The organism is Pseudomonas sp. BP01, from assembly GCF_022760795.1.
Classification (GTDB): Bacteria; Pseudomonadota; Gammaproteobacteria; order Pseudomonadales; family Pseudomonadaceae; genus Aquipseudomonas; species Aquipseudomonas putida_Q.
The window spans coordinates 15,460-40,974 of the sequence record NZ_JAFBKA010000012.1; the positions used below are offsets into that span (position 1 = coordinate 15,460).

The window sequence follows — 25,515 nt, forward strand, 5'->3', positions numbered from 1 at the left end:
TCACCTCAGTACAGGCATTCGACGGCCATGGCCGTGGCCTCGCCACCGCCAATGCAGATGGCCGCCACACCGCGGCGCAGGTTGTTCTGGCGAAGGGCCGACAGCAGGGTCACCAGGATGCGTGCGCCGGAAGCGCCGATCGGGTGGCCAAGGGCACAGGCGCCGCCGTGAATGTTGACCTTGTCGTGGGGCAGGTCAAGGTGTTTCATGGCCGCCAGGGTGACCACGGCAAAGGCCTCATTGATCTCGAACAGGTCGACTTCGGCCAGGTTCCAGCCGGTGCGTTTCATCAGTTTGTCGATGGCGCCGATCGGCGCGGTCGGGAACAGCGCCGGGGTGTCGGCAAAGGCCGCATGACCGTGGATCACCGCCAGTGCTTTGAGGCCGCGCTTGTCGGCTTCGGAGCGGCGCATCAGTACCAGCGCCGCAGCGCCATCGGAAATCGAGCTGGAGTTGGCTGCGGTCACCGTACCGCCCTCACGGAAGGCGGGCTTGAGCTGCGGAATCTTGTCCAGGCGCGCCTTGGGCGGCTGCTCGTCATCTTTGATAACGCGCTTTTCCTTGCCCTCGGTGACTTCCACCGGCACGATTTCGGCGGCAAAGCGGCCGCTACTGATCGCGTCCTGGGCGCGGGTAAGCGAGGTGATGGCGAACTGGTCCTGGGCTTCGCGGCTAAAAACATTGGCCTGGGCGCAGTCTTCGGCAAAGGTGCCCATCAGACGGCCTTTGTCATAGGCGTCTTCCAGGCCGTCCATGAACATGTGGTCGATGATCTTGCCGTGGCCCATGCGGTAGCCGCCACGGGCTTTGTCCAGCAGGTACGGGGCATTGGTCATGCTCTCCATGCCGCCGGCTACCACCACGTCTGCGGTGCCGGCCAGCAGCAGGTCATGGGCCATGATCGCGGCCTGCATGCCCGAGCCGCACATCTTGTTCAGGGTGGTGCAGGTGGTGTGCTTGTCCAGCCCGGCCCCCAGCGCCGCCTGGCGTGCCGGCGCCTGGCCCAGGCCAGCCGGCAGCACGCAGCCGAACAGCACTTGCTCGACACTGGCAGCATCGATGCCGGCACGTTCCACGGCACCACGAATGGCCGCGCTACCCAGTTGTGGCGCGGTCAGGCTTTTCAGGTCGCCCTGCAGGCCGCCCATGGGCGTGCGCACGGCGCTGACGATTACGATCGGATCATTGGCGAGGGTCATGTTCGCTCTCCTTACTTGGCAGCCATGCGCAGTGCACCGTCGAGGCGGATCACCTCGCCGTTGAGCATGCTGTTCTCGATGATGTGACGGGCCAGCGCAGCGTATTCCTGCGGGCGGCCCAAACGTGGCGGGAACGGCACGCCGGCAGCCAGCGAAGCACGCACTTCCTCGGTCATGCCAGCCATCATCGGCGTTTCGAAGATGCCCGGGGCAATGGTCATTACGCGGATGCCGAAGCGTGCCAGTTCGCGCGCGGCCGGCAAGGTCAGGCTGGCGATGGCGCCCTTGGAGGCAGCGTAGGCAGCCTGGCCGATCTGGCCGTCATAGGCAGCGATGGAGGCGGTGTTGATGATCACGCCACGCTCGCCCGCCTCATCGGCAGGCCCTTCGGCCATGGCCGCAGCGGTCAGGCGCAGCAAATTGAAGCTGCCGACCAGGTTGACGTTGATGACCTTGGCGAAGCTGGCCAGGCCATGCGGGCCCTGCTTGCCCAGCACCTTCTCGGCACCAACGATGCCGGCGCAATTGACCAGCCCTTGCAAGCTGCCAAAGGCGCTGACGGCTGCATCGACGGCCGCCTGGGCAGCCTGCTCGTCGCTGATGTCAGCCACGGCGAAGCGGGCGTTGCCACCCAGCTCACGGGCCTTGGCCTCGACGGCCTGGGCATTGAGGTCGACCAGCATGACCTTGGCGCCGGCCTCGACCAGCATCTGCGCCGTGGCAGCACCCAACCCGGAGGCGGCGCCGCTGACGATGAAGTGTTTATTGGCTATGTGCATGATCGGTTTCCTTTCAGGCGCTGGCAGGGGTGGCCTGTTGCGCTTGTTGTTTGGCGACTTCCTGGTTGCGCAGGATGAAGCGTTGCAGCTTGCCGCTCGGGGTCTTGGGCAGCTCGCTGACGAATTCGATTTCGCGGGGGTAGGCATGGGCATACAGGCGCTGGCGTACATGCTGACGCAGCGTTTCTTCAAGCTCGGCACACCCGTCGACGCCTTGGGCCAGCACCACGAACGCCTTGATCAGTTCGGTACGTTCCGGGTCCGGCTTGCCGATGACTGCGGCCTCGACCACCGTGGGGTGCTCGATCAACGCGCTCTCGACGTCGAACGGCCCCACGCGATACCCGGACGTGGTAATCACGTCATCGCTGCGGCCAACGAAACTGATGCTGCCATCAGCGTTAAGCTCGACGGTGTCGCCACTGAGGTAGTACTTGCCGATGAAGGCCTTGGTCGGCAGGCCGTGGTAGCCGCCGAACCAGCAAAGGGGCGATTGCTCGCGGTCGACGGCCAGGGTGCCCGGCTGACCAGGCGGCAGTTCGTTACCCTGCTCGTCCAGCACCACGATGCGATGGCCGGGGATGGCGAAACCAGCCGACCCCAAGTGTACGGGGTGTGACAGGCCATGGTGGTTGCACAGCACCATACCCAGTTCGGTCTGGCCGTAGTGGTCATGGATGGTCACGCCCAGCTCGTCGGCGAACCAGCGGATCACTTCCGGGTTGAGCGGTTCACCGGCACTGCTGACTACGCGCAGGCGGCCTTTGACGGGCGCCGAGAACGCACTGCCGGCAGCAATCAGCAAACGGTAGGCGGTGGGCGAGCCTGCCAGGTTGGTGATGCCCAGCTTGTCGATCACCCGCGCGCAGCTTTCGACGCTGAACGGGCCATCGTAGAACGTGGTGGCATGGCCCAGCGACAATGGGCCGGTGACAGCGTAATACAGGCCATAGGCCCAGCCCGGATCGGCCAGGTTCCAGAAGTTGTCTTCGCTGCGCAGGTCGATGGCGTCGCGCATGTAGCCTTGGAACGCGACAATGGCACGCAGCGGCACCTCCAGCGGTTTGGCCGGGCCGGTGGTGCCTGACGTGAACATCAGCAAGAACGGGTCGTTACCCGAGCGCATTACCGGCTCACAGTCGCTCGCGGCACGCTCCAGGCACTGCTGGAAGTCCAGCTCGCCGACGCGGGCCTTGACCGTGATGATGGTCGGGCAGGCATGCACGTCGTCCAGCTTGCCCCGGTTGAGGCTGTCGGTAACCACTACGCGGGCATGCGACTGCTCAAGGCGGTGCTCGATGGCCTTGGGGCCGAACGCAGTGAACAAAGGCTGGTACACGGCGCCAAGGCGCCAGGTGGCGAGGATGGTGACAAGTAGCTCGGGAGTGCGTGGCATCAGCCCAGCCACCCGGTCACCGGCGCCCACGCCTTGTGCTTTGAGCACATTGGCAAAACGGGCAGCCTGCGCCTTGAGCTGGTCGAAACTGTACCGCACAGTGTTGCCATCGCGGTCTTCGTGGATCAGCGCCAGCTTGCCGTCACCGGCATGGCGGTCACAGCATTCGACACAGGCATTGAGGGCTTCGAGGTGGCCATGCAGCGCCGCCGCAGCAGCCTGGCCATGGTCGAACGCACGAGCAGCCTCGGTGTAATCGCGCATCGTCAGACTCCTGGTTTCTTGTTTTTGGAGTTAACCATCGGTCTGACGATGTTCGCGCCGCTCATGCACGGCGGCAATGGCCAAAGCTGTCAATCTGGATGACTGGTTTGGCCGCCCTGCAGATCAGGCGGCGCCCCGGCGCAGACTATGCAAGTAAGACTCGGTCAACCCTGCCATCAGTCGCTCTGTATCGCGTAGCTCCTGATCGTCCAGATCAGCGAGCTGCGAACGCAGGTGGTCGACCGTGACGGGTGGCTGGATAGCGCGCAAGTTTGCCCTGCGCTGGAGATAGTCGGTCCTGAGTGCCTCGAACAACGCGCGGTGCTGCTCACGAAGACAGGTTTGCCAGAACAATCGACTCAGCAGGCTTTGAGTCAGCGCCTCAATCGTCTCGTTGGCGAGCACAACCGCGGCCACGCCGTTGACATGCTGGTCGCTCAAGGCAACAGAGCCCGGGTAACGCATAGCCCGTGGTTGGCCGGGCAGATCAAGGCGCTCGCGCAGGCGCACACGGTATGCCAGTGACAAGGCCGACCGCCCCACCTGTTCACCCTCGCCGCCCTGGCGCAGGATAGCCCGGCTGGCCTGCTGCCATACCTGATCAAGCCGAAACAGCTGCCGACCGAATGCCATTAACTGTGCCCGTTGCGTCAGGTCCCGCGCGTCGGTTTCAGCCTTGGCAAGCAATACCCTCACATTCAGGTTACTGAAACGATCACTGACCATGTCCGAGCAGGAAACCGGTTGATTGGCCTCCTCAAAAACGCGTAACCGCAGCGCCGGGTTGCCCTCGATCGCCTGCAGCAAGGCCCACACGTCACTCGCAAGCGCTTCGCGGCCACCGCCGGGACCTGCCGAAGCATAGTCAGCCGTATGCTCCAGCCACGCCAGCATTCGGAACAAGCCTGCGCTGCCTGGGTCAGTCAGCAGGCCGTCCCATAGCACTTCACGCGCAGCACGGTCGTTCTGGACAACATGCTGCAGCCACAATGATCGGGCATATGACAAGTCGACCCTGCCCATCGACTCTGGCAAATGTCCATGTTCCTCGATTGCGTCCAGCGCGAACAACCGTTGCAGCTGAACTCCGCTTAGCGGGTTGCGGTCGACGACAAGCGCCCGGCGCCAGGCATAGGGCATTGCCATCAGCGCCTGCGGTGGTGCCGGCAACTGATTGTCGCGCAGGTCACAGTGCATAAGCAGGCCGCACAGCTCGATCCGGCTGGGCCAGCTACCCAGCCGACAATGGCGCAAGTTCAGGTCAGTCAGGGCAGAGAGATGGTTGAAGCTCAGGTCGAGGTTTTCCAGCCGGTTATAGCTCAGGTCAAGATGGGACAAGCCGGGCATTGCCTGCAGGACCCCGACTGCTTGGGCATTGAGGCGGATCTGATTGTGCGCCAGTCGCAAACGCTGCAGTTGCGGCAGGTAAGCGACCCCGAGCGGAAGATTGCGCAGCCGGTTGAAACTCAGGTCCAGCTCAGTCAGCGTGGTAAACGGGCGCAAGAAGTTTACTGGCACCGTGTCAACCGCCGACTCCTGCAATCGCAGGCTGGAAATACGGTGGAAATCGATGGCAACCGGTAGCTCCGGCAGAGTGGTGAGCAGCATGCCGCCCAGCGACAGGCGCTGACCTGTCGGCGTACCCGCAGGGTTGTAGATCCAGTCTCCCTGCAGGCGCCAGGCCCGCACGATGACATCGGACACTCGCCGGCGAATCATCTGGCGCCCTTCGCTCAGTTCGGCGCTGATCCAGGAATTGAGGTGGCGAACCAACTGGTCATGGTCGTCCTCGAGTTCGACGAGGCGCTCATAGGCAGGCCGCTGCCCATTCATCAAAAGTGCCTGTTCCTGATCCAGTTGCCCCTCGTCCAGCCCGGGATAAAGCTGGCGTAAACGCTCACGAACACGCGCTGGCAGAGAACGGCTGTCACCCGCGGTACGGCCACTGAGCAAGTAGCCAACCCGGCCGTCTGCCAAGCGGCGCCCAGGGTTCAACCACTGCATTTGCGTCGGCCATTGCAAGAGCTCGGCGACCCCTTGGTGCGTGGCAGGCAGCCTGGCCAGCAGCCGCTGGCATAGTTGAGCCCCGGCAGCGCCTTGAACCATGCCAAGCGCCGCATGATGCTCAGGCGCCAAGGCAGCCGCAAGCATGTCGTAGAGGCTTGCCGGGTTGCCAGGGCCGAACGGCAGCCCACGCCCCAGGCCATCGTAAAGCTGGAACCGTCCCGCGTTGTGCACCACTACCCTGCGCACGAGGGGGTCGACAGCGGTGCCCACGGCCTTTAGCAAACGCCCGTCCGGTCCACTGTCGCGCAATTCCACGCTGAGCGCTTCGCAAGACACGGCTGCGCTGCTTTCCAACTCGCCCTGGAGTAGCGCGAAAGCCAGTTGCCCGGTTTCGTTGCAGTAGCTAGCGGGCAGGTAAAGCCCCTCGAGCGTACGGTTCAATCTAGCCAAGCGCAGCAGGGAGCGGGCCTTGCTCGCAAGCCCCAGCGTCACTCGCCCGCCGGACGTTGCCAGGAACCGTTCGCGTTCGCTCGCCTGCGCCACCAATGCCTGTGCATAAGCTTGCGGCAAACCGGCAAAGTCATGTGTTATCAAGCTCAGCAGAGCGTCATCGGCAGCTGGTGAACTGCAAAGGTGCTCGAGAAGAGGCCCCTGCAGTGCAGCTCGCTGGTGCAGCAGGAGGTCGCTGTCGGTACTGCCAGAACGCGCCTGGCACCACTCCAGCAATGCACGGTCTTGCGTGGCAAGCGAGTAGCTGTTCAGGCGAGTGAAGAACGACTCGATGCGTGCATCGGCCTCGAAGCGCCGCAAGGTCTCGCGCAGGTTGACAGGCGCCGGGCGGTTTTCTACCAGCACACCCCGCAACTCCTCGGCATCCACACCGGCCACTTGCAACACCTGCGCGGCGCGCTGTGCATCAATGGCAGGATGCTGCGGCCACAGGCTGTCGAGCATCAGGCGCACGTCGCTCCAGCGTTGCGGTTGATCTTGCAGCAGGCGCCAGCCGCGCTCGCCGTTGTGCAGCACCGTCGGCCCGTACGCTGTGTTGCCGCCAGGGTGACGCAGGCGGTAAGGGGCTTCCGGCTCACTGCGCTGGACTTCATAGTAACGCTGGCCCCTGCGCAGCCAACACCTGCTCTCGTCACCATAGAGCCCATCATCACGCAGGGCGATGGTGCCTGGGTTCGACTCGTAGGCCGTGATGTCATCCGAACACAACCGGCCACGCCGCCCACCCACGTTCACAGGCTGCAGGCTATCGACAAAGGTGCTGCGCAGAAAGCTCACAGCGCCCACGGTCACTGCTGTCGCAGCCACCGTCTCGGCAACCCCCAGCATGTGCTCCAGCGCCTCGTGCTGGTGCCCCCGGGCCCAGTCTTTGACGCCTTCAAAGACTTCGCCAAGCGTCTGCGCCACCAGCTGGCCGAGCAGTAGCGCGCCTACGACAGGGATGAAAAGCCCCGCCAGGTTGAGCAAGTCGAGCCCCGCGGCATGCCAGGCCGCATGGCGAGCGCGGGCGGCGCCAGCATCGGCGTCCGCGGTGGGTACCAGCAACAGCCGGGCGTCGTCCTTGACCCGCTGCAGCTGTTGCGCGGCCAGCGCGGCGAACAGGTCCCCAGACGCTGTAGCGCCCTTCAACGCCAGATCGGGCTGCGCGTCCTTGAGACGGCTAATCAGCACACCTGCGGTGCTTGCCCGATGTCGCAAGCTGATCAGCTGAATGAAGTAGTCTCGGTAGGCCTTCCCTTGCAAAGCTGCAGCCATCGCGGCGTTCATGGCCTCTGTGGTATCGAAGCGGCGCAGAGCCTGCACGGGATCGCTGGGCAGATAAAGGACCACGCCACGGTCCTGGCCAATACTGTCTCGCAAGCGAATGAACAGCCCGTCAGCCACACGCTGGCCCAACACCTCCAGCAAGCCGGGGTAGCCATGCAGGCCAGTGTCGGAATGGGCGCCCCCACCCTCTACCATCTTGCTTAAGGCCTGCTGCACCTGCTCGTCGATGTCGCCCTTGAGCGCCGCGACCTGCGCAGCCAGTGCCAAGCCTGAACGTTTGTCCTGGGCAAGAATGTCTTCGGTGGTGGCATTGAACGTACGCTCAAGCTCCACTTGGTAGAGCCGGCCCACATCCAGTGCACGGCATGTCGCCACTAGTTGCGTGGCCGTGCCGGTCAACACGTCATCACGACCAGGGCATACCAGCCCGGTGCCCACATAAAACGATTCATCAGGGCCGAAATTACCCATCAGCCTCAGCAAACCACCCTGCCGGACCGACGAGTATTGGTAAGTCTGCTGAAACGTGCCGGGCAATGTCCCAACGCGTGGTGATACCTGCAGCCATTCCAGCCCTGCGAGGGTCATGCCTTCCGGCAGTGGCTTCACCAGCACGCCCAGCAGGTGCTTTTCGGCGAACACCTGCAGAGGTTGCAGGGTCAGCGTGAGCCCGCGCAGACGGGCCTGGCTGGCGTGGTGGGCATTGAGGCTGGCGCGCAGGCCGGCTATCTGGGCCTGGCTAGCGCGTTTCAGCCAGTCGGGTAGCCTGGCAGCGATGAAATCATCGGTTGCTTTTTCATGGTTGATCACAGGGTTGGAGGTGCTGGAAGTCATGGATGCCCCGGGAGCGAGAGGTGAGGTTGGCATGCTCGCCAACCTGCCCTGGACAAGGCACACGGAAATACAACCGTGCCCGTGCTTCGCCCCCCGGCTGCCTTCAGGACGGCGCCAGCAGCGCTTCGCGGGTCAAGCGCAGGGCCAATGCCTCCAGCGCCGCATCACGGTCCTTGCCTATCTGGTTGGCCTGTTGTACGTACGCTGCGCTGCCTAGGGCCTCCTTGCCCTCATCGAGTGCCTGCAATCGGGTGTCGAACTGTTGCTCGAGCGCCTCGAAAGCCTCTGCATGTTGCACCCGCAGCACCGGCAACCAGAAATCACGCTGGCTGATGAAGACCGCCAGTTCGTCGCTGGCTTCAGCTGCCTGCACGGCGCGGTACACCCTGTCCAGGTCATGGCGGGTCACCCCGGCAATCGCGCGAAACTGCATGGTACGTGGTTGGCCGATCAGATCGAGCCGCACCGACAGCCCGGTGCGGTAGGCGAGGCTGACTTCCACCTCGTCCACCGCTTCACCATCACCGGGTTGCGGCCGGGCCTGGAAGTCCTGACGTGCGAACGCTTCCACACGGTCCAGCCGGAAGAGGCGCCGAGCCAACTGCAGCCGTGCGTCACGCGTGGTCAGTGGGTCACCGCCGTGGGTAGCCAGGAGCACCTGCTGGCGCACCTCCAGGTGACCGAAACAACTGGCAACGCTGTCCACGCAAGTACGCGGATCAGCCGCCAGTTCGAACAGTTCCTGGCGCATGCGCGTGTCCTGGTTGAGCGCCTCGATCATGGTCCACACACGCCGGCTCAGGTCAGTGCGCACCAGACGATAGTCCGAGCTCCCGGTAAGCTCGTCGAGCAACTGGAAGAACGCCGTGCTTCCCGGCTCTTGCAGCAATGCGTCCCATTGGCGGCGTGAACGTTCAATATCCGCCTCCTCCAGGGTAGCAAGCCAGCAGGCCTTGCCATCAACGGTTTCCGCTGCCTCGCCCCCCACGTGCACGTGCGGAGCCTGGGCATACAGGCGCTCGGTGACGTGCGCGGACAATGCATTGCCTTGTACGGCTATCACGCGACGCAGAGGCTCCGGCGCATCGAGCAATGCTTCTGGCAGATCGCTGAGCAAGTTGTTGCGCAGGTCTACATGTTCCAGCATCCCCAACCATTCCAGCCCTGCCGGCACCCGCAACAAGCCGCAGCGGAACAACCGCAAGTCACGCAGGCCGGACAACTGGTTGAACTGAAGGCTGATCGCACCCAACGGGTTCTCACTCAGGTCAAGCGTTCGCAATTGGGGTAGCTCGGTCAGGGCGCTGGACTGATTTGCCGTTACCCGTATGCGGTTGCGCCGCAGGTTCAAGTGCCTCAACAGAGGAAGCCCGCGCAAATGGTCAGGCAAGGCGGCCAAGCTATTGTGACTCAGGTTCAGACTTCGCACGCCCGGGAAGCTGCGCAGAAAAGCGGCCGGCAGGGCTTCCAGACGCAGCCCCTCCAGCCGCAACTCGATCACATGGGCAAAGTCTGTACCGGCGGGTAAGGTTGGCAGCTCTCCCACCGGCCAACCGACGAGACTCAAGCGCAAGCCGGTCGCTTCCCCGCTGCCATCGACTACCTGCTCGCCCTCAAGCCGCCAGGCACGCCGGAAAGCGTCGGCGACCTCCCGCCGGGCATTTCTCGCGCGACCCGACACCGCCGCCGTCCAGCTTTGCAAGTGCTCATCGAGGCGCTGATACTCTTGCTCCATGCGCAGCAGGCCCGAGTAGACCGAGCCAGGAACACGCAGCAGAATCTGCAGGACGCGCTCGACTTCATGCTGATTGAAGCCCGGGTAAAGGCTGCGAATCCGCTGACGCAAAACCTGCCCTGAAGACACGGACGATGCGGCCCGACCACTGAGCAAGTAGCCAACCCGCCCGTCAGCAAGGCGCTTCAGGGCAGAAGGAAGCGTGCGTGCTTCACGCCAGCCAAGCAATCGAAGCACCCCCTGCCGTTGTGCTGGGACCCAGGCCTGCATCGACGCCCGAATGCGTGCTGGGGCATCTTCACCCAGCCAGCCGTGACGCTGCCGATAGGCTTCTGGCAGGCACGCTGCCAATACTTCGAATATGCCTTGCGGCTCGGCGACTTCCAGCTCGCTGTGCAGCCCGTGTTCGTCGTAGAGATCGAAAGCGCCTTGCCGCCATACCAGTACAAGGCTGGGCTGACCACTTGCTTCGGGAAACAGCCTCGCCAGCACCGGGCCGAACTCGGACCCGTCACGCACTATCAGGTTGAAAGAAGGCCGGCCAAGCCCATGGTGCCGTAATAGCGCAAAAACCAGTTCAACCACATCGGCACGGTAGCTGCCCCGCAGGTACAGCGCCTCGCGTAGTCGAACCAGACGGGCTTCCTGCAGCAAGCTGCGTGCGCGCTCCGCCAACGCCAGTGGCAGCCGCGCTTCGGCGCGCATGCGCAGACGCATCGCTTCATCGGCCGGTTGCAATACCTCGAGTGCATAGGCGTCAGGGAGCGTAGGGAAGTCTCTTTGCACCAGGCTCAGCGCCTCGTCTTCGACGAGGTACCGCGTGGAGAAATGCTCTAGCAAGCGCGGGCGCAAGCTGGCAGCACTGGCGCGGATCGAAGCGGCCTGCTCATCCTGTACCCTGCCTGCCAACCTCAGGTTATCGACACACCAGTGCCAGATGCCGGTATCGGCCTCGCTCGGCGCGGCAGCCTGGAAAAACCGCTGGATACGCGCATCCACCGAGAACCTCTCCAGGGTGTCGCGCAAGCGGACCGGCAAACGCCGCCCCTCCACCAGCAAACCACGCAGGTGTGCTTCGTCGACATCGGCGACCTTGAGGATCTGCCCTACGCGCTCGCTGTCCAGATCCCTGGCCGATGGCCAACACCGGCTCAACAACTCGACTTCGCCCTCCCACTCCAATGGGCGCTCCAAGGCCAGACGCCAGGCACGCTCGCCATTACCTTGCAGGCACGGCCCGAACGTGTCGGGCCGCTCTCGATGCAGCAGGCGCCAGGTACCTCGGGCATCCTGCGCCACCCGATAATAGCCTTGCCCATCACGCCACCAGTGCCCGTGGCCATCGCTATACAGCCCGCTGTCCAGCTCCACCAGTGGCACGCTGGGCGCGGGCTGGCGGTAGGGTTGCAGGTCATGCCGCCACAAGCGTTGCGCACCCGCTTCGGTAGTGACAGGTTCCAGCACATCGAAGAACGCACTGCGGGCCGCGACGACGCCTCCTGCCACCAGACCTGTGGCAGCAAGGCTGGCCGCCAGTTGCAACAGGTGCTCAAGGGCTTCGTGCTGATGCCCTTGGCTCCAGTCCTTGGCCCCTTCATAGACGTGGCCAAGCAACTGCCGTCCCCAGTCGATCAGCAACAGCGCGCCAATCGCTGGCACGAACAAGCCCGCCAGGCTGAGCATCGCAAGGCCAGCGCTTTCCAGTTCGCTCTGTCGCCGTGCTGCAGTTGCGGCATCCGCCTGCTCCGTGGGCACGGCCAAAAAGCTTGCGTCGCGCTTGACCCGCTGCACATGCCAGGCGGCCAGCCCCCTGAAAGCGCCTTGCGAACCGGGTACAAGCGCGGGTTGCAGGTCGGGCTGGTCATCGCCCAGGCGCGTCGTGAGCAATGTCAGGTAGCGAACCCGATCATGCAGTGTTGTCCGCTGCGCGAAAGCCTGGCGGAAACTGTCGTCTGCCAGGGCCGCAACCAGCCCCCGGTTGGCCGCTGACCAGTCATCGAAAAAGCGTAACGGCTGCTGTGGATCATCCGGCAGGTAAAGCCACACGCCCCGGGTTGCCTGCGGTAGAGGGACAGGGTGGCTGGGCAGTTCCCACGACCCCAGCAGCTCGAATGCCAGCACGCCATCCAGTTGGCACCCCAATACCTTGAGGCCGCCCACTACCACTTGCCGGCTTCGTGGATGGCTGACTGCAACACCGCGAATCGCCTGCTGCAACATCCGCAGATCATGCTCCGTCAATTGCCGCTTCATGCTCGCCGTCTCGGCCGCCACTGCCAGCTCCAGGCGCTTGTCCTCGGCCAAGGCGCGTTCGAAGTCATCGGTGTACACCTGCGCCAAGTGCCGCTGGTAGGCTGCGCCAACATCGGTACTGCGGCACAGGCTGACCAGGCCATCGATGTCACTGCACAGTACCTGTTCGCTTTGCGCGCCCGCCTGCGCAGCTTGCACCACGGCGGTATGGGCAAAGAACGATTCAGCCTCCTCGAAGTTTTGCACCAGCTTCTGCAGCGCAGGGCCCCTGACAAAGTAAGACGTGAATTCGCGTATCGTCCCTTGCGAAATGTCCAACCGCCGGCGCTCTTCCCGCCACAGCGCTGTGTCCAGATCAAGCGTCACGCCCATCCTGGCCTTGATGGCCGGCTCAAGCAGATGCTTGGCGAACGTGGGCAATGGCTGAAGTTGCCGGGTCAAGGCCGACAGCCGCCGCTGGCTGGCGAGATGCGCCCTGACCTTGGCGCGCAGGTTCTCTATTTGCAAGCCGCTGGCATTCTTCAGCCAAGTGGGCAGGCGCTGGGCAGTGAATTCAGCATCGGCATTTTGCACGCGGGTGTCAGTTTCAGTCTGTGCCATGGTCGGTTTCCTGGATGGGTGACGACCGACAACCTGCCTACACACCACCGCCAGCGGCAGTGGGAATCACCACCCTTTAGCCTGCCGTGCCCCTGGCCTGAATCAGCGCACGGTACTGGCCAGGGTTGCAGCCGAACCACTTGCGAAACGCCTTGTAGAACGAACTGCCATCGGCAAAGCCAAGGCGCTCGGCAATTTCCCCCATGGGCGCCTCGACCTGGCTCAACCACGCAATGGCCAGCTCACGCCGGACGCTATCCTTGAGCACCTGGTAGCTCTGCCCTTCCTCCGCCAGCCGACGCCGCAAGGTTGACGAAGACAGGCACAGTTTACGTGCCAGGGCATCGGCATCGGGCCAACGCGACGGGTCCAGTTGCAGCAGGTCGGCGCGGATACGCCGCGCCAGGCTGGCCGGATCACGGTACTTGACCAGGATGTTGCCAGGCGCCTCGGCCAGAAAGCGCTGCAGGTCCTCGGGGCTGCGGCGCAGTGGCACGTCAAGGCAATCTGCACTGATGATCATGCGGGTGCTGGGCCGATCGAACTGCAGGTTCTCCGAAAACATCACCCGGTAATCGTCGCAGTACGGTGGTTCGGCACAGCGCAACTCGATGGCCAGGATGGCGATGCGTCGCCCGGCCAGCCAGCAGGCCACGCCATGCACGATCATCCAGAAGGTGAAATAGGTGAACGCGCGCCGTGGGAGATCGCGCGGCTCATTGATGACAATCTCGGCCAGGCCCTGCTGACGCACCAGGCTCGGCTGCAAGTCTTCGAGCATCAGCGAAAGAAACGCCAGAGCGGTTTCCAGGCCCTCGCCCAAGGTTGGCTGGGCCATGCTCGCCCGGCACAGGAACGCCAGGCTGCCGCTGCGCAGGCCGCGCGGGTCCATGGCAAAGAACTCGTCGTTGCAACGCCGCGCCAGCAAGCGCCAGAGGCGGGCATAGGCCTCGGCGCTGACCCGTGCATCCGGGGCCTGCAACTGCCCCGCATCGATACCGGCGCGGGCCAGCAACCCCACATCCGGCTCACCCGCCGGACAGGTCTGCAACAAGGCTTCGCGCACCAGTTGCATTGAAATGGTGTCTTTCTCGCTCATCAGCTGTCCATCAGGTTATGCCGGCATCTCAGGCCGGCTCAAAGGCTGGCCGCCAGGCCCAGGAATGCCTGGATCAAGCGTAACTCACGGCGCCGCTCCAGGCAGCCAACCATGTGCTGGTTGACCAGCCCCTGCCCGCCCAGCGGTCGCGCCACCACCCGGGGGTCGTTGGCCACTTCCGTGGACGACACCACACCGATGCCCAGCTGCGATGCCACCGCCTCGGTGACCGCCTCACGGCTGTCCAGCTCCAGCAGCACCCGTGGCTGCACTCCGGCAGTAGCGCAGGCCTTGTCGAAGGTGCGCCGGGTTGTCGAGCTGGGTTCGCGCAGCACCATGATCTGCTGGTGCAACTCGGCCAGGGGCAAGTCACCTTCGCCGCCAGCCCAGGCATGGCCCGCTGGCAACAACGCGCACAAGCGCGATTCGCACAGGTTCTGCAGGTACAGGCCCTTGCGTGGCTCGATCTCGGTCAGCACCGCCACGTCGGCATGTTCGGACAACAGCGCAGCCAGCGTCTCCTGGGCGTTACCCAGTCGCAAATTGACCGTGATGCCAGGGTAGCGCTCGCGTAACTGCGCCAGCATGGGCATGACCCGGTGCGGGCCATCGGCAGCCACTTCCAGGCGCCCGGTCAGCAACTGCCGGTTGGCTTCGAGCATCGCCTGCGCCTCCTCAGCCAGGCCGAACATGGCCCGGGTGATGGCCGCCAGCCGGGTGCCCTCTTCGGTCAACTCCACACGCCGCGCGGTGCGCCGCAGCAAGGTGATCTGGTAGTGCTCCTCGAGGGCCTTGATGTGCCCGGTCACTGCCGGCTGGCTGATGAACAGGCGCTCGGCAGCACGGGTAAAGCTGCCCTCACGGGCCACGGCGTCGAAGGCGCGTAGCTGGAACAGGTTCATATTTATCGGCCTGACTTATAGCTGAGATAACAACAAACAATTTGATTGATAGCAGCCCGAATTGCAACCTAGGCCCCGTAGTTTCACTCCACCGCTTGTGAGGAAAAACGGAATGAGCAACGCCCCTATCTTGCTGACCCCCGGTCCCCTGACCACATCAATCCGCACCCGCCAAGCCATGCTGGTGGACTGGGGCTCCTGGGACCGTGATTTCAACCAGCTGACTGCCAGCGTCTGCGAGCAACTGCTGGCGATTGTCGACGGCACCGCCAGCCACCACTGCGTGCCCCTGCAAGGCAGCGGCACCTTTGCCGTGGAAGCGGCCATCGGCACCCTGGTGCCACGCGACGGCAAGGTCCTGGTGCTGATCAATGGCGCTTATGGCCAACGCCTGGCAAAGATCTGCAAAGTGCTGGGCCGCACCTACAGCACCTTCGAAACCGCCGAAGACCAGCCCACCACTGCCGCTGATGTCGACAGGCTGCTGGCTGCCGACCCGGCCGTGACCCACGTGGCGCTGATCCACTGCGAAACCAGCACCGGCATCCTCAATCCGCTGCCCGAGATCGCCCAGGTGATCAAACGTCACGGCAAGCGCCTGATCATCGATGCCATGAGCTCGTTCGGCGCGCTGCCGATCGATGCCCGCGAAATCCCCTTCGAAGCGCTGATCGCCGCCTCCGGCAAGTGCCTGGAAGGCGTACCCGGCATGGGCTTCGTCTTCGCCGAAAAAACCGCCCTGGCTGCCGCCGAGGGCAATGCCCACTCGCTGGCCATGGACCTGTACGACCAGCACGCCTACATGGCCAAGACCGGCCAGTGGCGCTTCACCCCGCCCACCCATGTGGTCGCGGCCCTGCACGAAGCACTGCAGCAATACAACGAGGAAGGCGGCCTGCCTGCGCGCCACCAACGCTATGCCGACAACTGCAAGACCCTGCTCGACGGCATGGCCGCCATCGGCCTGCGCAGCTTCCTGCCAGCCGACATCCAGGCGCCGATCATCGTCACCTTCCACGCACCAAACGATCCTCGCTACCAGTTCAAGGACTTCTACGAGCGGGTCAAGGCCAAGGGCTTCATCCTCTACCCGGGCAAGCTGACCCAGGTCGAAACCTTCCGCGTCGGCTGCATTGGCGTGGTCGGTGCCGATGGCATGCAGGCCGCCGTGAATGCCGTGGCCGAAGTGCTGCGGGAAATGGAAGTGCTGGACATCTGACCCTTTGCCCACCCGAATTCAGGAATTAGCGCACATGAACTACAGCAACCCCACCCAGCTGCAAGCCGCCATCCTCGACTGGGCCGGCACCGTGGTCGACTTCGGCTCTTTCGCCCCCACCCAGATCTTTGTCGAGGCCTTTGCCGAGTTCGACGTGCAAGTGTCCATCGAAGAAGCCCGTGGCCCGATGGGCATGGGCAAGTGGGACCACATCCGCACCCTGTGCGACGTACCGGAAATCGCCGAGCGCTACCGCAAGGTGTTCGGCCGCACGCCGACCGACGATGACGTCACCGCCATCTACAACCGCTTCATGCCGCTGCAGATCGAGAAGATTGCCGTGCACTCGGCACTGATCCCCGGTGCGCTGGACACCCTTACCGGGCTGCGCCAGGACGGCCTGAAGATCGGCTCGTGCTCGGGCTACCCGAAGGTGGTGATGGACAAGGTGGTAGAACTGGCGGCGCAGAACGGTTACGTGGCCGACCACGTGGTGGCCACCGACGAAACCCCTAACGGCCGACCATGGCCGGCCCAGGCCCTGGCCAACGTGATTGCACTGGGTATTGACGATGTGGCGGCCTGCGTGAAGGTCGACGACACCGTGCCGGGCATTCTCGAAGGCCGCCGTGCCGGCATGTGGACCGTGGCGCTGGTGTGCTCGGGCAACGCGCTGGGGCTGACCTGGGAAGGCTTCCGGGCGCTGAGCGCCGAGCAGCTGGAAAGCGAGCGTCAGCGCATCCATGCGCTGTTTGCCGGCTCGCGCCCGCACTATCTGATCGACACCATCAACGAACTGCCCGAAGTGATTGCCGACATCAACCGGCGCCTGGCCAAAGGCGAGATGCCACAAGCCTTCTGAAGCCGTGCACCTTCTCTGTGGGGGGCGGCCTTGTGTCGCGATCGGGCTGCGCAGCAGCCCCAGCAATCCAGACCTTTTTTGCTGAACCCGAGGGGCCGCTCTGCGGCCCGATCGCGACACAAGGCCGCTCCTACAAGGGACCGCGCCAGCCGGCCAATCCACGCAGGTAATCTGGGTCGCTTTTCAGCCTGGATCTGTACATTGAGTTGCCGCTGCAACTTCCCAAAAATGGGCCATCCCTGTCCTGAGATGCCCAGCCCCCAATGAGCACACACACCCGCACCAGCCGCCTTACCGTCCCGCAACTGGTGGCCATGAAAGGCCGGCAGAAGATCGTTTCGCTCACCGCCTACTCAAGCTCCATTGCCCGGGTGATCGACCCGCTGGTCGACTTCATCCTGGTCGGCGATTCCACGGCCATGGTCGGCTACGGCCGCCCGTCCACCCTGGGCATGCGCCTGGACGAGACCATCGCCCACACCCGCGCTGTGGTCGACAGCACCCGCCTGGCCTGCGTGGTCGCCGACATGCCGTTTGGCAGCTACCAGGAATCCCACGAACAAGCCTTTCGCAACTGCGCCCGGGTATTGGCCAGCACCGGCTGCGACGCGCTCAAGCTGGAGGCCAACCAGGCGTTGGCGAGCACCGTCGAATTCCTGGTCGCACGGGGTATCCCGATCATGGCGCACATCGGCCTGATGCCGCAGTTCGTCAATGCCATGGGCGGCTACAAGGCTCAGGGGCTGACCCCTGACAGCGCTGCAGCCCTGCGCGCCGATGCGCAGGCGAACCTGCATGCAGGTGCTTTCAGCCTGCTGCTCGAAGGCGTGGCGGAGCCCGTGGCCCACGCCATCACCCAGGCCAGCGATAAACCGACCATTGGCATTGGCGCCTCACCCGCCTGCGATGGCCAGGTGCTGGTCACCGAAGACCTGCTGGGGCTGGGGGGTGACCACGTGCCACGCTTCGTCAAGCAGTATGCCGACGTCGGCCAGGTGATCCGTGAGGCGTGCGCCCGCTATGCAGACGAAGTGCGCGACGGGGCGTTCCCTGCCTTGCACCACTGCTACGGGGTTTGAGCTTCGGCCTGAATCACCTCGACCAGGCATTGCAGTGCGAAGGCAATATTCTTGCTCCAGTCCACTGTGCAGCACAGCCGCAGGTGGCTGCGCCATAGGCCGCACTGGCTGAAAAGCTCCCCGGGGGCGATGACTATGCCCTGCGCCAGCAACCGCTCGAAGACCCGGCGCATATCCACCGGCCGGGTCGCCTGCAACCACAGGCTGGCCCCGCCTTGGGGCTCGGTAATGCGCAGGCAGCCCTGACTGTAGACGTCCAGTAGCGCCTTAATTTGCTGCAGGCGTTGGCGCAGCATGGGCCGCAAGCGCTGTACATGCAGCTCGACCCGACGTGAGGTGAACAGCCTGGCGATGGCCTTTTGGCGAATCGGTGACAAGCGAAAAGCACGTTCCATAGACAGCTGCTGCAACCGCTCGGTATGTTGCCGGCAAAGCAGGTAGCCAAAGGGCGCCTCTGCACCGATCAGCTTGTCGAAGGTCGAAAACACCAGCAGCCGGTCAGGGTCGGCAAAGTCCCGGTAGCGCGGCGCTGACGCGTGGAAACACAGCTCGCCGTAGGCATCGTTTTCAAACAGCCACACCGCGTGCTCGGCCAGCCAGCGGCAAATCTGCTGTTTGTCCGCCGCGGGCATCAAGCCACCTTGCGGCACGTTGGCCGCAGACGACAGCACTGCCAGGCGCACAGGCTGATCGCACAGCAGCCGGTGAAACTGCTGCAGGTCGAAACGCCCGTCATCACCCAATGGCACTTCGATGATGGTCATGCGTGCAGCCTGCAACTGCCTCAGCACCGCCCAGTTGCAGGGCGACTCCACCAGCGCCACCTGGCCCTCCAGGTCGAGCGCGCGTAACGACAAATCGAGGATGCTGCGCAGGTCCGCGCCGATGAATACCTGATCGGCGCTCCAGTAATGCTGCGCCGAGCGGGTGTAGCGGTCGGCCAGCACGCTGCGCAACTCGGGCTCACCGAACGGCTGGAACAACGGTGCCAACGAGTGCGGGTACTGGCGCGCCAGTTCGCGCTCGATCATCAGTAGCGGCTGTTGCAGCGACAGCAACATGGCCGGCGCATCGCTGCCCAAGGCCAGCATGCCCGGCTGACGAGCGCTGGCGAACACCGTGTCGAGCAGGCTCGGTGAATGCTGGCCACGCATCGCGGGCGCGCGGGTTCGGCTGAAGTAGCCCTGCTTGGGCCGCGCATACACCCGCCCTTCGTCTTCCAGCAGCGCATAGGCGTACTTGGTACTGGATACCGAAACGCTCAGGCGCTGGGCCAGCTCGCGCAGCGACGGCAAGCGCTGCTCCACATCGCAGGGCGCTGCCTCGATCCTGTCGAGCAAGTAGCGGTAGACCGCCTGGTAGGTGTAGCTGGGCTTGTCGATCTGGCTGTTGTCCATGGCGGCGACTGTGACGGCATTGAACCCAACCCTGTCGCGTTGGTAAACCCCTACTGTGGCAATTGCACCTGCGGCTTGGTCGCCGCAAAGATCGCCCAGCTGGACACGAACAGCGCCGCGATCAAGGGCCCGATCACAAAGCCGTTGAGCCCGAATACTGCCAGCCCACCCAGCGTCGACACCAGGATCAGGTAGTCCGGCATGCGCGTATCCTTGCCCACCAGAATCGGCCGCAGCACGTTATCCACCAGGCCAATCACCAGCACCCCGAACGCGGTCAGGATAATCCCCGGCAGTATCGCCCCGGTCAGCAGGAAATACGCGGCCACCGGCGCCCAGACGATGCCCGCACCCACCGCCGGCAGTAGCGACAGAAACGCCATCAGCACCGCCCACACCAGTGCGCTGGGGATATCCAGCACCCAGAAAATGAACCCGCCCAGCGCCCCTTGGGTAATGGCCACCAATACGTTGCCTTTCACCGTCGCCCGCACCACACGGTTGAACTTCAGCTGCAAACGGCGTTTCTGGTGCTCGGGCAGCGGCACGGCCTGCCTCACCCGGCGGGCCACTTCCGGGCCGTCGCGCAAAAAGAAGAACAGCAGGTACATCATGATGCCAAAGCTGACCACGAACTCGAACGTGCCTTGACCAAAGCTGAATGCCTGGCTGGCCAATACCTGGCTACCTTGGGTTGCCCACTTGGTGATCTTGTCACGCAACCCGTCGAGGTTGCCCATGCCCATGTTGTCCAGGCCATGCTGGGCGAATGCCGGGAGCAGGTCCTTGCCGTGCTCGACGTAACCGGCGATGTCCAGTTGCCCGCTTTCGATGCGCTGGTACAGCGTGGCGCCCTCCTGGACCAACAGCGCGCTGGTGATGATCACCGGCAGGATCGCCACCAGCAGGCACACCAGCGTGGTCGTGGCCGCGGCCAGGTTGCGTCGCCGCCCGAAGCGGATCAGCAGGTGGCGCTGCAGCGGGGCGAACAGGATGCCGAGGATCACCGCCCAGAAGATTGCGCCGTAATACGGCAACAGGATCCAGAAGAAGGCAATGGTCACCAGCGCCAGGAGTACTGCCAGGGCTTTGTTCTGTAACGCGGTTTCGTTCATTGCAGTTCCTCTCATGGCTTGTGAGAGATTAGTGCATGGCACTTGGGCAAAAGTGCCGCGCTCACTTGACGCAAATCAATACGCACCTTGTCCATCGCCCCTAGCATCCCGGCCTTTTTGCCCCGGTGCGCACATGAACACTACCGCCAAGCCCGAACTGCTGGCCCCCGCCGGCACCCTCAAGACCATGCGCTACGCCTTTGCCTACGGCGCCGACGCGGTCTACGCCGGCCAGCCGCGCTACAGCCTGCGGGTGCGCAACAACGAATTCGACCACGCCAACCTGGCGCTGGGCATCCAGGAGGCGCATGCCCTGGGCAAGCGCTTCTACGTAGTGGTCAACATCGCCCCGCACAACGCCAAGCTCAAGACCTTTCTCAAGGACCTGGCACCGGTCATCGACATGGCGCCGGACGCGCTGATCATGTCCGACCCCGGCCTGATCATGCTGGTGCGCCAGCACTTCCCGCAGATGCCGGTGCACTTGTCGGTGCAGGCCAACACGGTCAACTGGGCCAGCGTGCAGTTCTGGCAGCAGTTGGGCCTGAGCCGGGTGATCCTGTCGCGCGAGCTGTCCCTCGAAGAGATCGAGGAAATCCGCCAGCAGGTACCGGGCATGGAGCTGGAGGTGTTCGTCCACGGCGCGCTGTGCATGGCCTATTCAGGCCGTTGCCTGCTGTCGGGCTACCTCAACAAGCGTGACGCCAACCAAGGTAGCTGCACCAACGCCTGCCGCTGGAAGTACGACGCCACGCCGGCCACCGAGAACGCCACCGGCGATATCGTGCGCGAAGTGCAGCCCACCCTTGGCCTGGGCGCCCCTACCGAGCAGGTTTTCCTGCTGCAGGAAAGCAACCGCCCAGGCACCGAAATGCCGGCGTTCGAAGATGAACACGGCACCTACATCATGAACGCCAAGGACCTGCGCGCCATCCAGCACGTCGAGCGCCTGGCCGGCATGGGCGTGCATTCGCTGAAGATCGAAGGCCGCACCAAGTCGCACTTCTACTGTGCCCGTGCCGTACAGTCGTACCGCCAGGCGATCGACGACGCCGTGGCCGGGCGGCCGTTCGACAGAGCCTTGATGGGCAACCTCGAATCCCTCGCGCAACGCGGCTACACCGAAGGCTTTCTGCGCCGCCACGTGCACGACGAATACCAGAACTACCAGCGCGGCAACTCGGTCTCGGAGCGCCAGCAGTTCGTCGGTGAACTGACCGGCGTGCGGGTCGAAGGCCTGGCCGAGGTCAAGGTGAAGAACCGCTTTGCCGTAGGTGACCACCTGGAGCTGATGACCCCGCGTGGCAATTACCACTTCGACCTGCACCGCCTGTGCAACCGCCAACAGCAGGCCATCGACGTGGCGCCAGGCGACGGCCATGTGGTGTACCTGCCCATCCCGGAACAGGTCGCACTGGACAACGCCCTGCTGATGCGCGACCTGCGCACCGACGAGGTGGCAAGCTGACAATGCTGTAATGTGCGCCTCAGCTGCCTGACAGGCGCCTCCAGCCAACATCGTGGCTCCCCCACAGAGGCCACGCCATGTTGCGCAACCCCACCCGCCGTACCTTTGTCAAAGGCCTGGGCGCCGCCAGCACACTGGCGGGCCTGGGGCTGTGGCGCCCGCTGGCCCAGGCCGCCGATGGCCAGGACCTGGCCGGCCAGCACTTCGAGCTGTTCATCGGCCAGACCCCGGTCAATATCACCGGCCGCCCGCGCACCGCACTCACCCTCAACAACAGCCTGCCAGGCCCGTTGCTGCGCTGGCGCGAAGGCGATACCGTGACCCTGCGCGTGCGCAACCGCCTGGCCCAGGACACCTCGATCCACTGGCACGGCATCCTCCTGCCCGCCAACATGGACGGCGTACCAGGCCTGAGCTTCGCCGGCATCGAACCCGGCGGCGACTACCTGTACCAGTTCACCCTGCGCCAGAGCGGTACCTACTGGTACCACAGCCACTCTGGGCTGCAGGAACAGGCCGGGGTGTACGGGGCCATCGTGATCGAGCCGCGCGAGCCCGAACCGCACCACTACCAGCGCGACCACGTGCTGCTGTTCAGCGACTGGTCGGACCAGGCGCCGGAACAGCTGATGGCCACCCTGAAGAAACAGTCCGACGCGTACAACTATCACAAGCGCACGGTCGGCGATTTCATCGATGACGTGGCCGACAACGGCTGGAGCCCCACCGTCGCCGAGCGCACGGCATGGGCGCGCATGCGCATGAGCCCTACCGACCTCGCCGATATCAGCGCCGCCACCTACACCTACCTGCTCAACGGCCAGCCGCCGGACGGCAACTTCACCTGCCTGTGCCAACCGGGCGAAATCGTGCGCCTGCGGCTGATAAACGCCTCGGCCATGACCTATTTCGATTTCCGTATCCCCGGGCTGAAGCTGACGGTGATCGCCGCCGACGGCTTGCCGGTGAAGCCGGTGAGCGTGGATGAGCTGCGCATTGCCGTGGCCGAAACCTATGACGTGCTGGTGACCGTGGGCGACCAACCTGCCTACACCCTGTTCGCCCAGAGCATGGACCGTACCGGCTTCGCCCGCGGCACCCTGGCCCGCGCCACCGGGCTGCAGGCGCCCGTGCCTACCCTCGACCCGCGCCCGGTGCTGAGCATGGACGACATGGGCCACGGCGGCATGGGCGCCATGGCGGGCATGGACCACAGCAACATGGCCGGCATGGACCACGCTGCCATGCCGGCCATGCAGCAACACCCGGCCAGCGAAACCGGCAACCCGCTGGTGGACATGCAGACCATGGCACCGCGCGCAAACCTGGCCGACCCCGGCATAGGCTTGCGCAACAATGGCCGGCGCGTGCTGACCTACGCCGACCTGCGCAGCCCCTACCCCGACCCGGACGGCCGCACGCCATCGCGCGACATCGAGCTGCACCTGACCGGCCACATGGAGCGTTTCGCCTGGTCGTTCGACGGCATCAAGTTCAGCGACGCCGCGCCGCTGCGCCTGATCTACGGCGAGAGGGTGCGCATCACCCTGGTCAACGACACCATGATGACCCACCCCATCCACCTGCACGGCATGTGGAGCGACCTGGAAGACGAGCACGGCCAGTTTCTGGTGCGCAAGCACACCGTCGACATCCCGCCCGGCAGCCGACGTTCCTACCGGGTGACTGCCGACGCCCTTGGCCGCTGGGCCTACCACTGCCACCTGCTCTACCACATGGAGACCGGCATGTTCCGCGAGGTACGCGTCGATGAATGACACCCGCAACCGCAGCGTCGTCGCAGGCGTGGCCCTGCTGACCCTGTTCGCCAGTGAACGTGTGCTGGCCGCTGGCATGGCGCACATGAACCATGGCCAGATGAACCATGAAAGCATGGGCCATGGCCCGGCTACGCCCAGCCCGCCGCGCACGCCCCTGCCTGCAATCACCGACGCCGACCGCCGCGCCGCCTTCCCGCCACTGCCTGGGCACCAGGTACACGACCGGGCGCTGAACTGGGCGGTGATCGTCGACAAGCTCGAGTACCAGAACTTCGAGAGCAGCAGTGCCCTGAACTGGAACGCCACGGCCTGGGTCGGCGGCGATATCGACCGCCTGTGGCTGCGCACGGAAGGCGAACGCGAGCAAGGCAAGACACACAAGGCCGAAGTGCAGGCGCTGTGGGGCCATGCCGTGAGCCCGTGGTGGGAGCTGGTGGTCGGCGTGCGCCAGGACTTCAAGCCCGCCAGCGGCCAGACCTGGGCCGGCTTCGGCATTCAAGGCACGCCGCTGTATGGCCTGGAGCTGCAAGCCACCGCCTACGCCGGCGAGCGGCAACAGACCGCGCTGCGCCTGGAGGCCGCTTACGCTATGCTGCTGACCAACCGCTGGATACTGGAACCGAACCTGGAAGCCAACCTCTACGGCCGCAACGACGCCAGGCGCGAGCAAGGCGCCGGGCTGGCCGACAGCGAAGTGGGCCTGCGGCTGCGCTACGAGATCACGCGCGGTTTCGCGCCCTACATCGGGGTCAGTTTCAATCGCCTGTACGGCACGCGTGCCGACCAGGCCCGCGAAGACGGCGAAGACCTGGGCCAGACCCGCCTGGTTGCCGGTATCCGCCTGCGTTTCTAAAGGAGTGCCTCACCATGCTGCGCAAACACCTGCTGCCCCTGGGCCTGCTGGCCATCACCGGTCTGGCCCAGGCCGCCGAGACCATCGACGTCTACCGCGACCCCAACTGCGGCTGCTGCAAGGCCTGGATCAGCCACCTGCGTGACAATGGTTTCACCGTCAACGACCACGTCGAGCCGAACATGAGCGCGGTCAAGCAGCGCCTGGGCGTGGCGCCGCGCCTGGCGTCGTGCCACACCGGGGTGATCGACGGCAAGTTCGTCGAAGGCCATGTGCCGGCCGAGCAGGTGCGCCTGCTGGCAAAGCGTAGCGACCTCAAGGGCCTGGCCGTACCGGGCATGCCCATGGGCTCGCCCGGCATGGAAATGGGTGACCACAAGGATGCCTACCAGGTCATCGGCGTAACCCAGGATGGCCAGGACACCGTTGTGGCCAACTACTGATGCTCAGCTTGTGGGCGCTGTTTCTCAGCGCCTTCGGCGCCGCCACCCTGCTGCCGCTGCAATCGGAGGCCGTGCTGGTCGGCCTGTTGCTCCGCCAGCCCGAGGCCTGGGCAACCCTGCTGCTGGTGGCCACCCTGGGCAATGTGCTGGGTTCGGTCGTCAATTGGCTGCTGGGCCGCGCCGTCGAGCACCTGCGCGACAAACGCTGGTTCCCGTTCAGCGCTGCCCAACTGCAGCGCGCGCAGCGGCGTTACCAGCGCTGGGGGCAGTGGTCGTTGCTGCTCAGCTGGATGCCGGTGATCGGCGACCCGCTGACCTTGATCGCCGGGATCATGCGGGAACCCTTCTGGCGCTTCCTGCTGCTGGTGACCCTGGCCAAGGCTGGCCGTTATGCGGTGCTGGCGATGATTACCCTGGGCTGGTTTCACGCCTGGTAACACCTTTCACGTTCCCG

General features: G+C 64.5%; 17 protein-coding genes. 8 read left to right on the forward strand and 9 right to left on the reverse strand.

The features are described 5' to 3' along the window. Positions 1-5: 5 nt before the first annotated feature. From JOY50_RS12630 to JOY50_RS12660, 7 genes are all read right to left on the reverse strand, one after another. The gene (locus tag JOY50_RS12630; RefSeq protein WP_132846260.1) at positions 6-1,199 is read right to left on the reverse strand and encodes an acetyl-CoA C-acyltransferase; all 1,194 of its coding nucleotides are present in this window, start codon (positions 1,197-1,199) and stop codon (positions 6-8) included. Between the two features lie 11 nt (positions 1,200-1,210). Then, positions 1,211-1,978 carry an SDR family NAD(P)-dependent oxidoreductase gene (locus tag JOY50_RS12635; protein WP_138737266.1) on the reverse strand — a complete coding sequence of 256 codons (768 nt, stop codon included), beginning with the start codon at positions 1,976-1,978 and terminating at the stop codon, positions 1,211-1,213. 13 nt (positions 1,979-1,991) lie between these two features. Beyond that, a complete protein-coding gene (locus tag JOY50_RS12640; protein WP_132846258.1) occupies positions 1,992-3,638 on the reverse strand; it encodes an acyl-CoA synthetase in 1,647 nt (548 codons plus the stop codon). A 123-nt stretch (positions 3,639-3,761) separates the two neighbouring features. Further along, on the reverse strand, positions 3,762-8,255 hold the full coding sequence (locus tag JOY50_RS12645) for an NEL-type E3 ubiquitin ligase domain-containing protein (RefSeq protein ID WP_132846257.1): 4,494 nt from the start codon (positions 8,253-8,255) through the stop codon (positions 3,762-3,764). Positions 8,256-8,358: 103 nt separating this feature from the next. Further along, a complete protein-coding gene (locus tag JOY50_RS12650) occupies positions 8,359-12,843 on the reverse strand; it encodes an NEL-type E3 ubiquitin ligase domain-containing protein (protein WP_243055314.1) in 4,485 nt (1,494 codons plus the stop codon). 76 nt (positions 12,844-12,919) lie between these two features. Next, a complete protein-coding gene (locus JOY50_RS12655; RefSeq protein WP_132846255.1) occupies positions 12,920-13,942 on the reverse strand; it encodes an AraC family transcriptional regulator in 1,023 nt (340 codons plus the stop codon). A gap of 38 nt (positions 13,943-13,980) precedes the next feature. After that, positions 13,981-14,844, reverse strand: a complete 864-nt coding sequence (locus tag JOY50_RS12660) for a LysR substrate-binding domain-containing protein (RefSeq protein ID WP_028614054.1) — start codon at positions 14,842-14,844, stop codon at positions 13,981-13,983. A 112-nt stretch (positions 14,845-14,956) separates the two neighbouring features. Here JOY50_RS12660 and JOY50_RS12665 point away from each other — a divergent pair, with 112 nt between their 5' ends. The 3 genes from JOY50_RS12665 (at position 14,957) to panB (ending at position 18,004) form a co-directional block, all read left to right on the forward strand. Continuing rightward, a complete protein-coding gene (locus JOY50_RS12665) occupies positions 14,957-16,063 on the forward strand; it encodes a 2-aminoethylphosphonate--pyruvate transaminase (protein WP_028614055.1) in 1,107 nt (368 codons plus the stop codon). Between the two features lie 34 nt (positions 16,064-16,097). Continuing rightward, complete coding sequence (gene phnX / locus JOY50_RS12670; RefSeq protein ID WP_132846253.1) at positions 16,098-16,925, forward strand: phosphonoacetaldehyde hydrolase; 828 nt, start codon at positions 16,098-16,100, stop codon at positions 16,923-16,925. Between the two features lie 263 nt (positions 16,926-17,188). Continuing rightward, complete coding sequence (gene panB, locus JOY50_RS12675; protein ID WP_243055315.1) at positions 17,189-18,004, forward strand: 3-methyl-2-oxobutanoate hydroxymethyltransferase; 816 nt, start codon at positions 17,189-17,191, stop codon at positions 18,002-18,004. Here panB and JOY50_RS12680 read toward each other — a convergent pair. Together JOY50_RS12680 and JOY50_RS12685 are read right to left on the reverse strand one after the other, a co-directional pair. Next, positions 17,992-19,401: a PLP-dependent aminotransferase family protein gene (locus JOY50_RS12680; RefSeq protein ID WP_243055316.1), complete on the reverse strand. Its 1,410-nt coding sequence runs from the start codon at positions 19,399-19,401 to the stop codon at positions 17,992-17,994. The two genes, panB and JOY50_RS12680, sit on opposite strands and share 13 nt — an antisense overlap. A 50-nt stretch (positions 19,402-19,451) precedes the next feature. Continuing rightward, positions 19,452-20,516 (reverse strand): AI-2E family transporter, encoded by a 1,065-nt coding sequence (locus JOY50_RS12685; protein ID WP_016500644.1) that lies wholly within the window; start codon positions 20,514-20,516, stop codon positions 19,452-19,454. A 133-nt stretch (positions 20,517-20,649) separates the two neighbouring features. Between JOY50_RS12685 and yegQ the strand changes: the two genes are divergently transcribed. The 5 genes from yegQ to JOY50_RS12710 all read left to right on the forward strand — a co-directional run bounded on the left by yegQ (position 20,650) and on the right by JOY50_RS12710 (position 25,498). Beyond that, positions 20,650-21,984, forward strand: coding sequence for a tRNA 5-hydroxyuridine modification protein YegQ (gene yegQ, locus JOY50_RS12690; protein ID WP_243055317.1), 1,335 nt, complete (start codon positions 20,650-20,652; stop codon positions 21,982-21,984). A gap of 80 nt (positions 21,985-22,064) precedes the next feature. Beyond that, entirely contained in the window at positions 22,065-23,762 is a 1,698-nt protein-coding gene (locus JOY50_RS12695; protein ID WP_405045985.1) for a copper resistance system multicopper oxidase, read from the forward strand. Continuing rightward, positions 23,755-24,618, forward strand: a complete 864-nt coding sequence (locus tag JOY50_RS12700) for a copper resistance protein B (RefSeq protein ID WP_243055319.1) — start codon at positions 23,755-23,757, stop codon at positions 24,616-24,618. Before JOY50_RS12695 ends, JOY50_RS12700 begins: the two co-directional genes overlap by 8 nt. 14 nt (positions 24,619-24,632) lie before the next feature. After that, the gene (locus JOY50_RS12705; protein WP_016500648.1) at positions 24,633-25,061 is read left to right on the forward strand and encodes a DUF411 domain-containing protein; all 429 of its coding nucleotides are present in this window, start codon (positions 24,633-24,635) and stop codon (positions 25,059-25,061) included. Next, positions 25,061-25,498 carry a YqaA family protein gene (locus JOY50_RS12710; RefSeq protein ID WP_016500649.1) on the forward strand — a complete coding sequence of 146 codons (438 nt, stop codon included), beginning with the start codon at positions 25,061-25,063 and terminating at the stop codon, positions 25,496-25,498. Before JOY50_RS12705 ends, JOY50_RS12710 begins: the two co-directional genes overlap by 1 nt. The last annotated feature ends 17 nt before the right edge of the window (positions 25,499-25,515 follow it).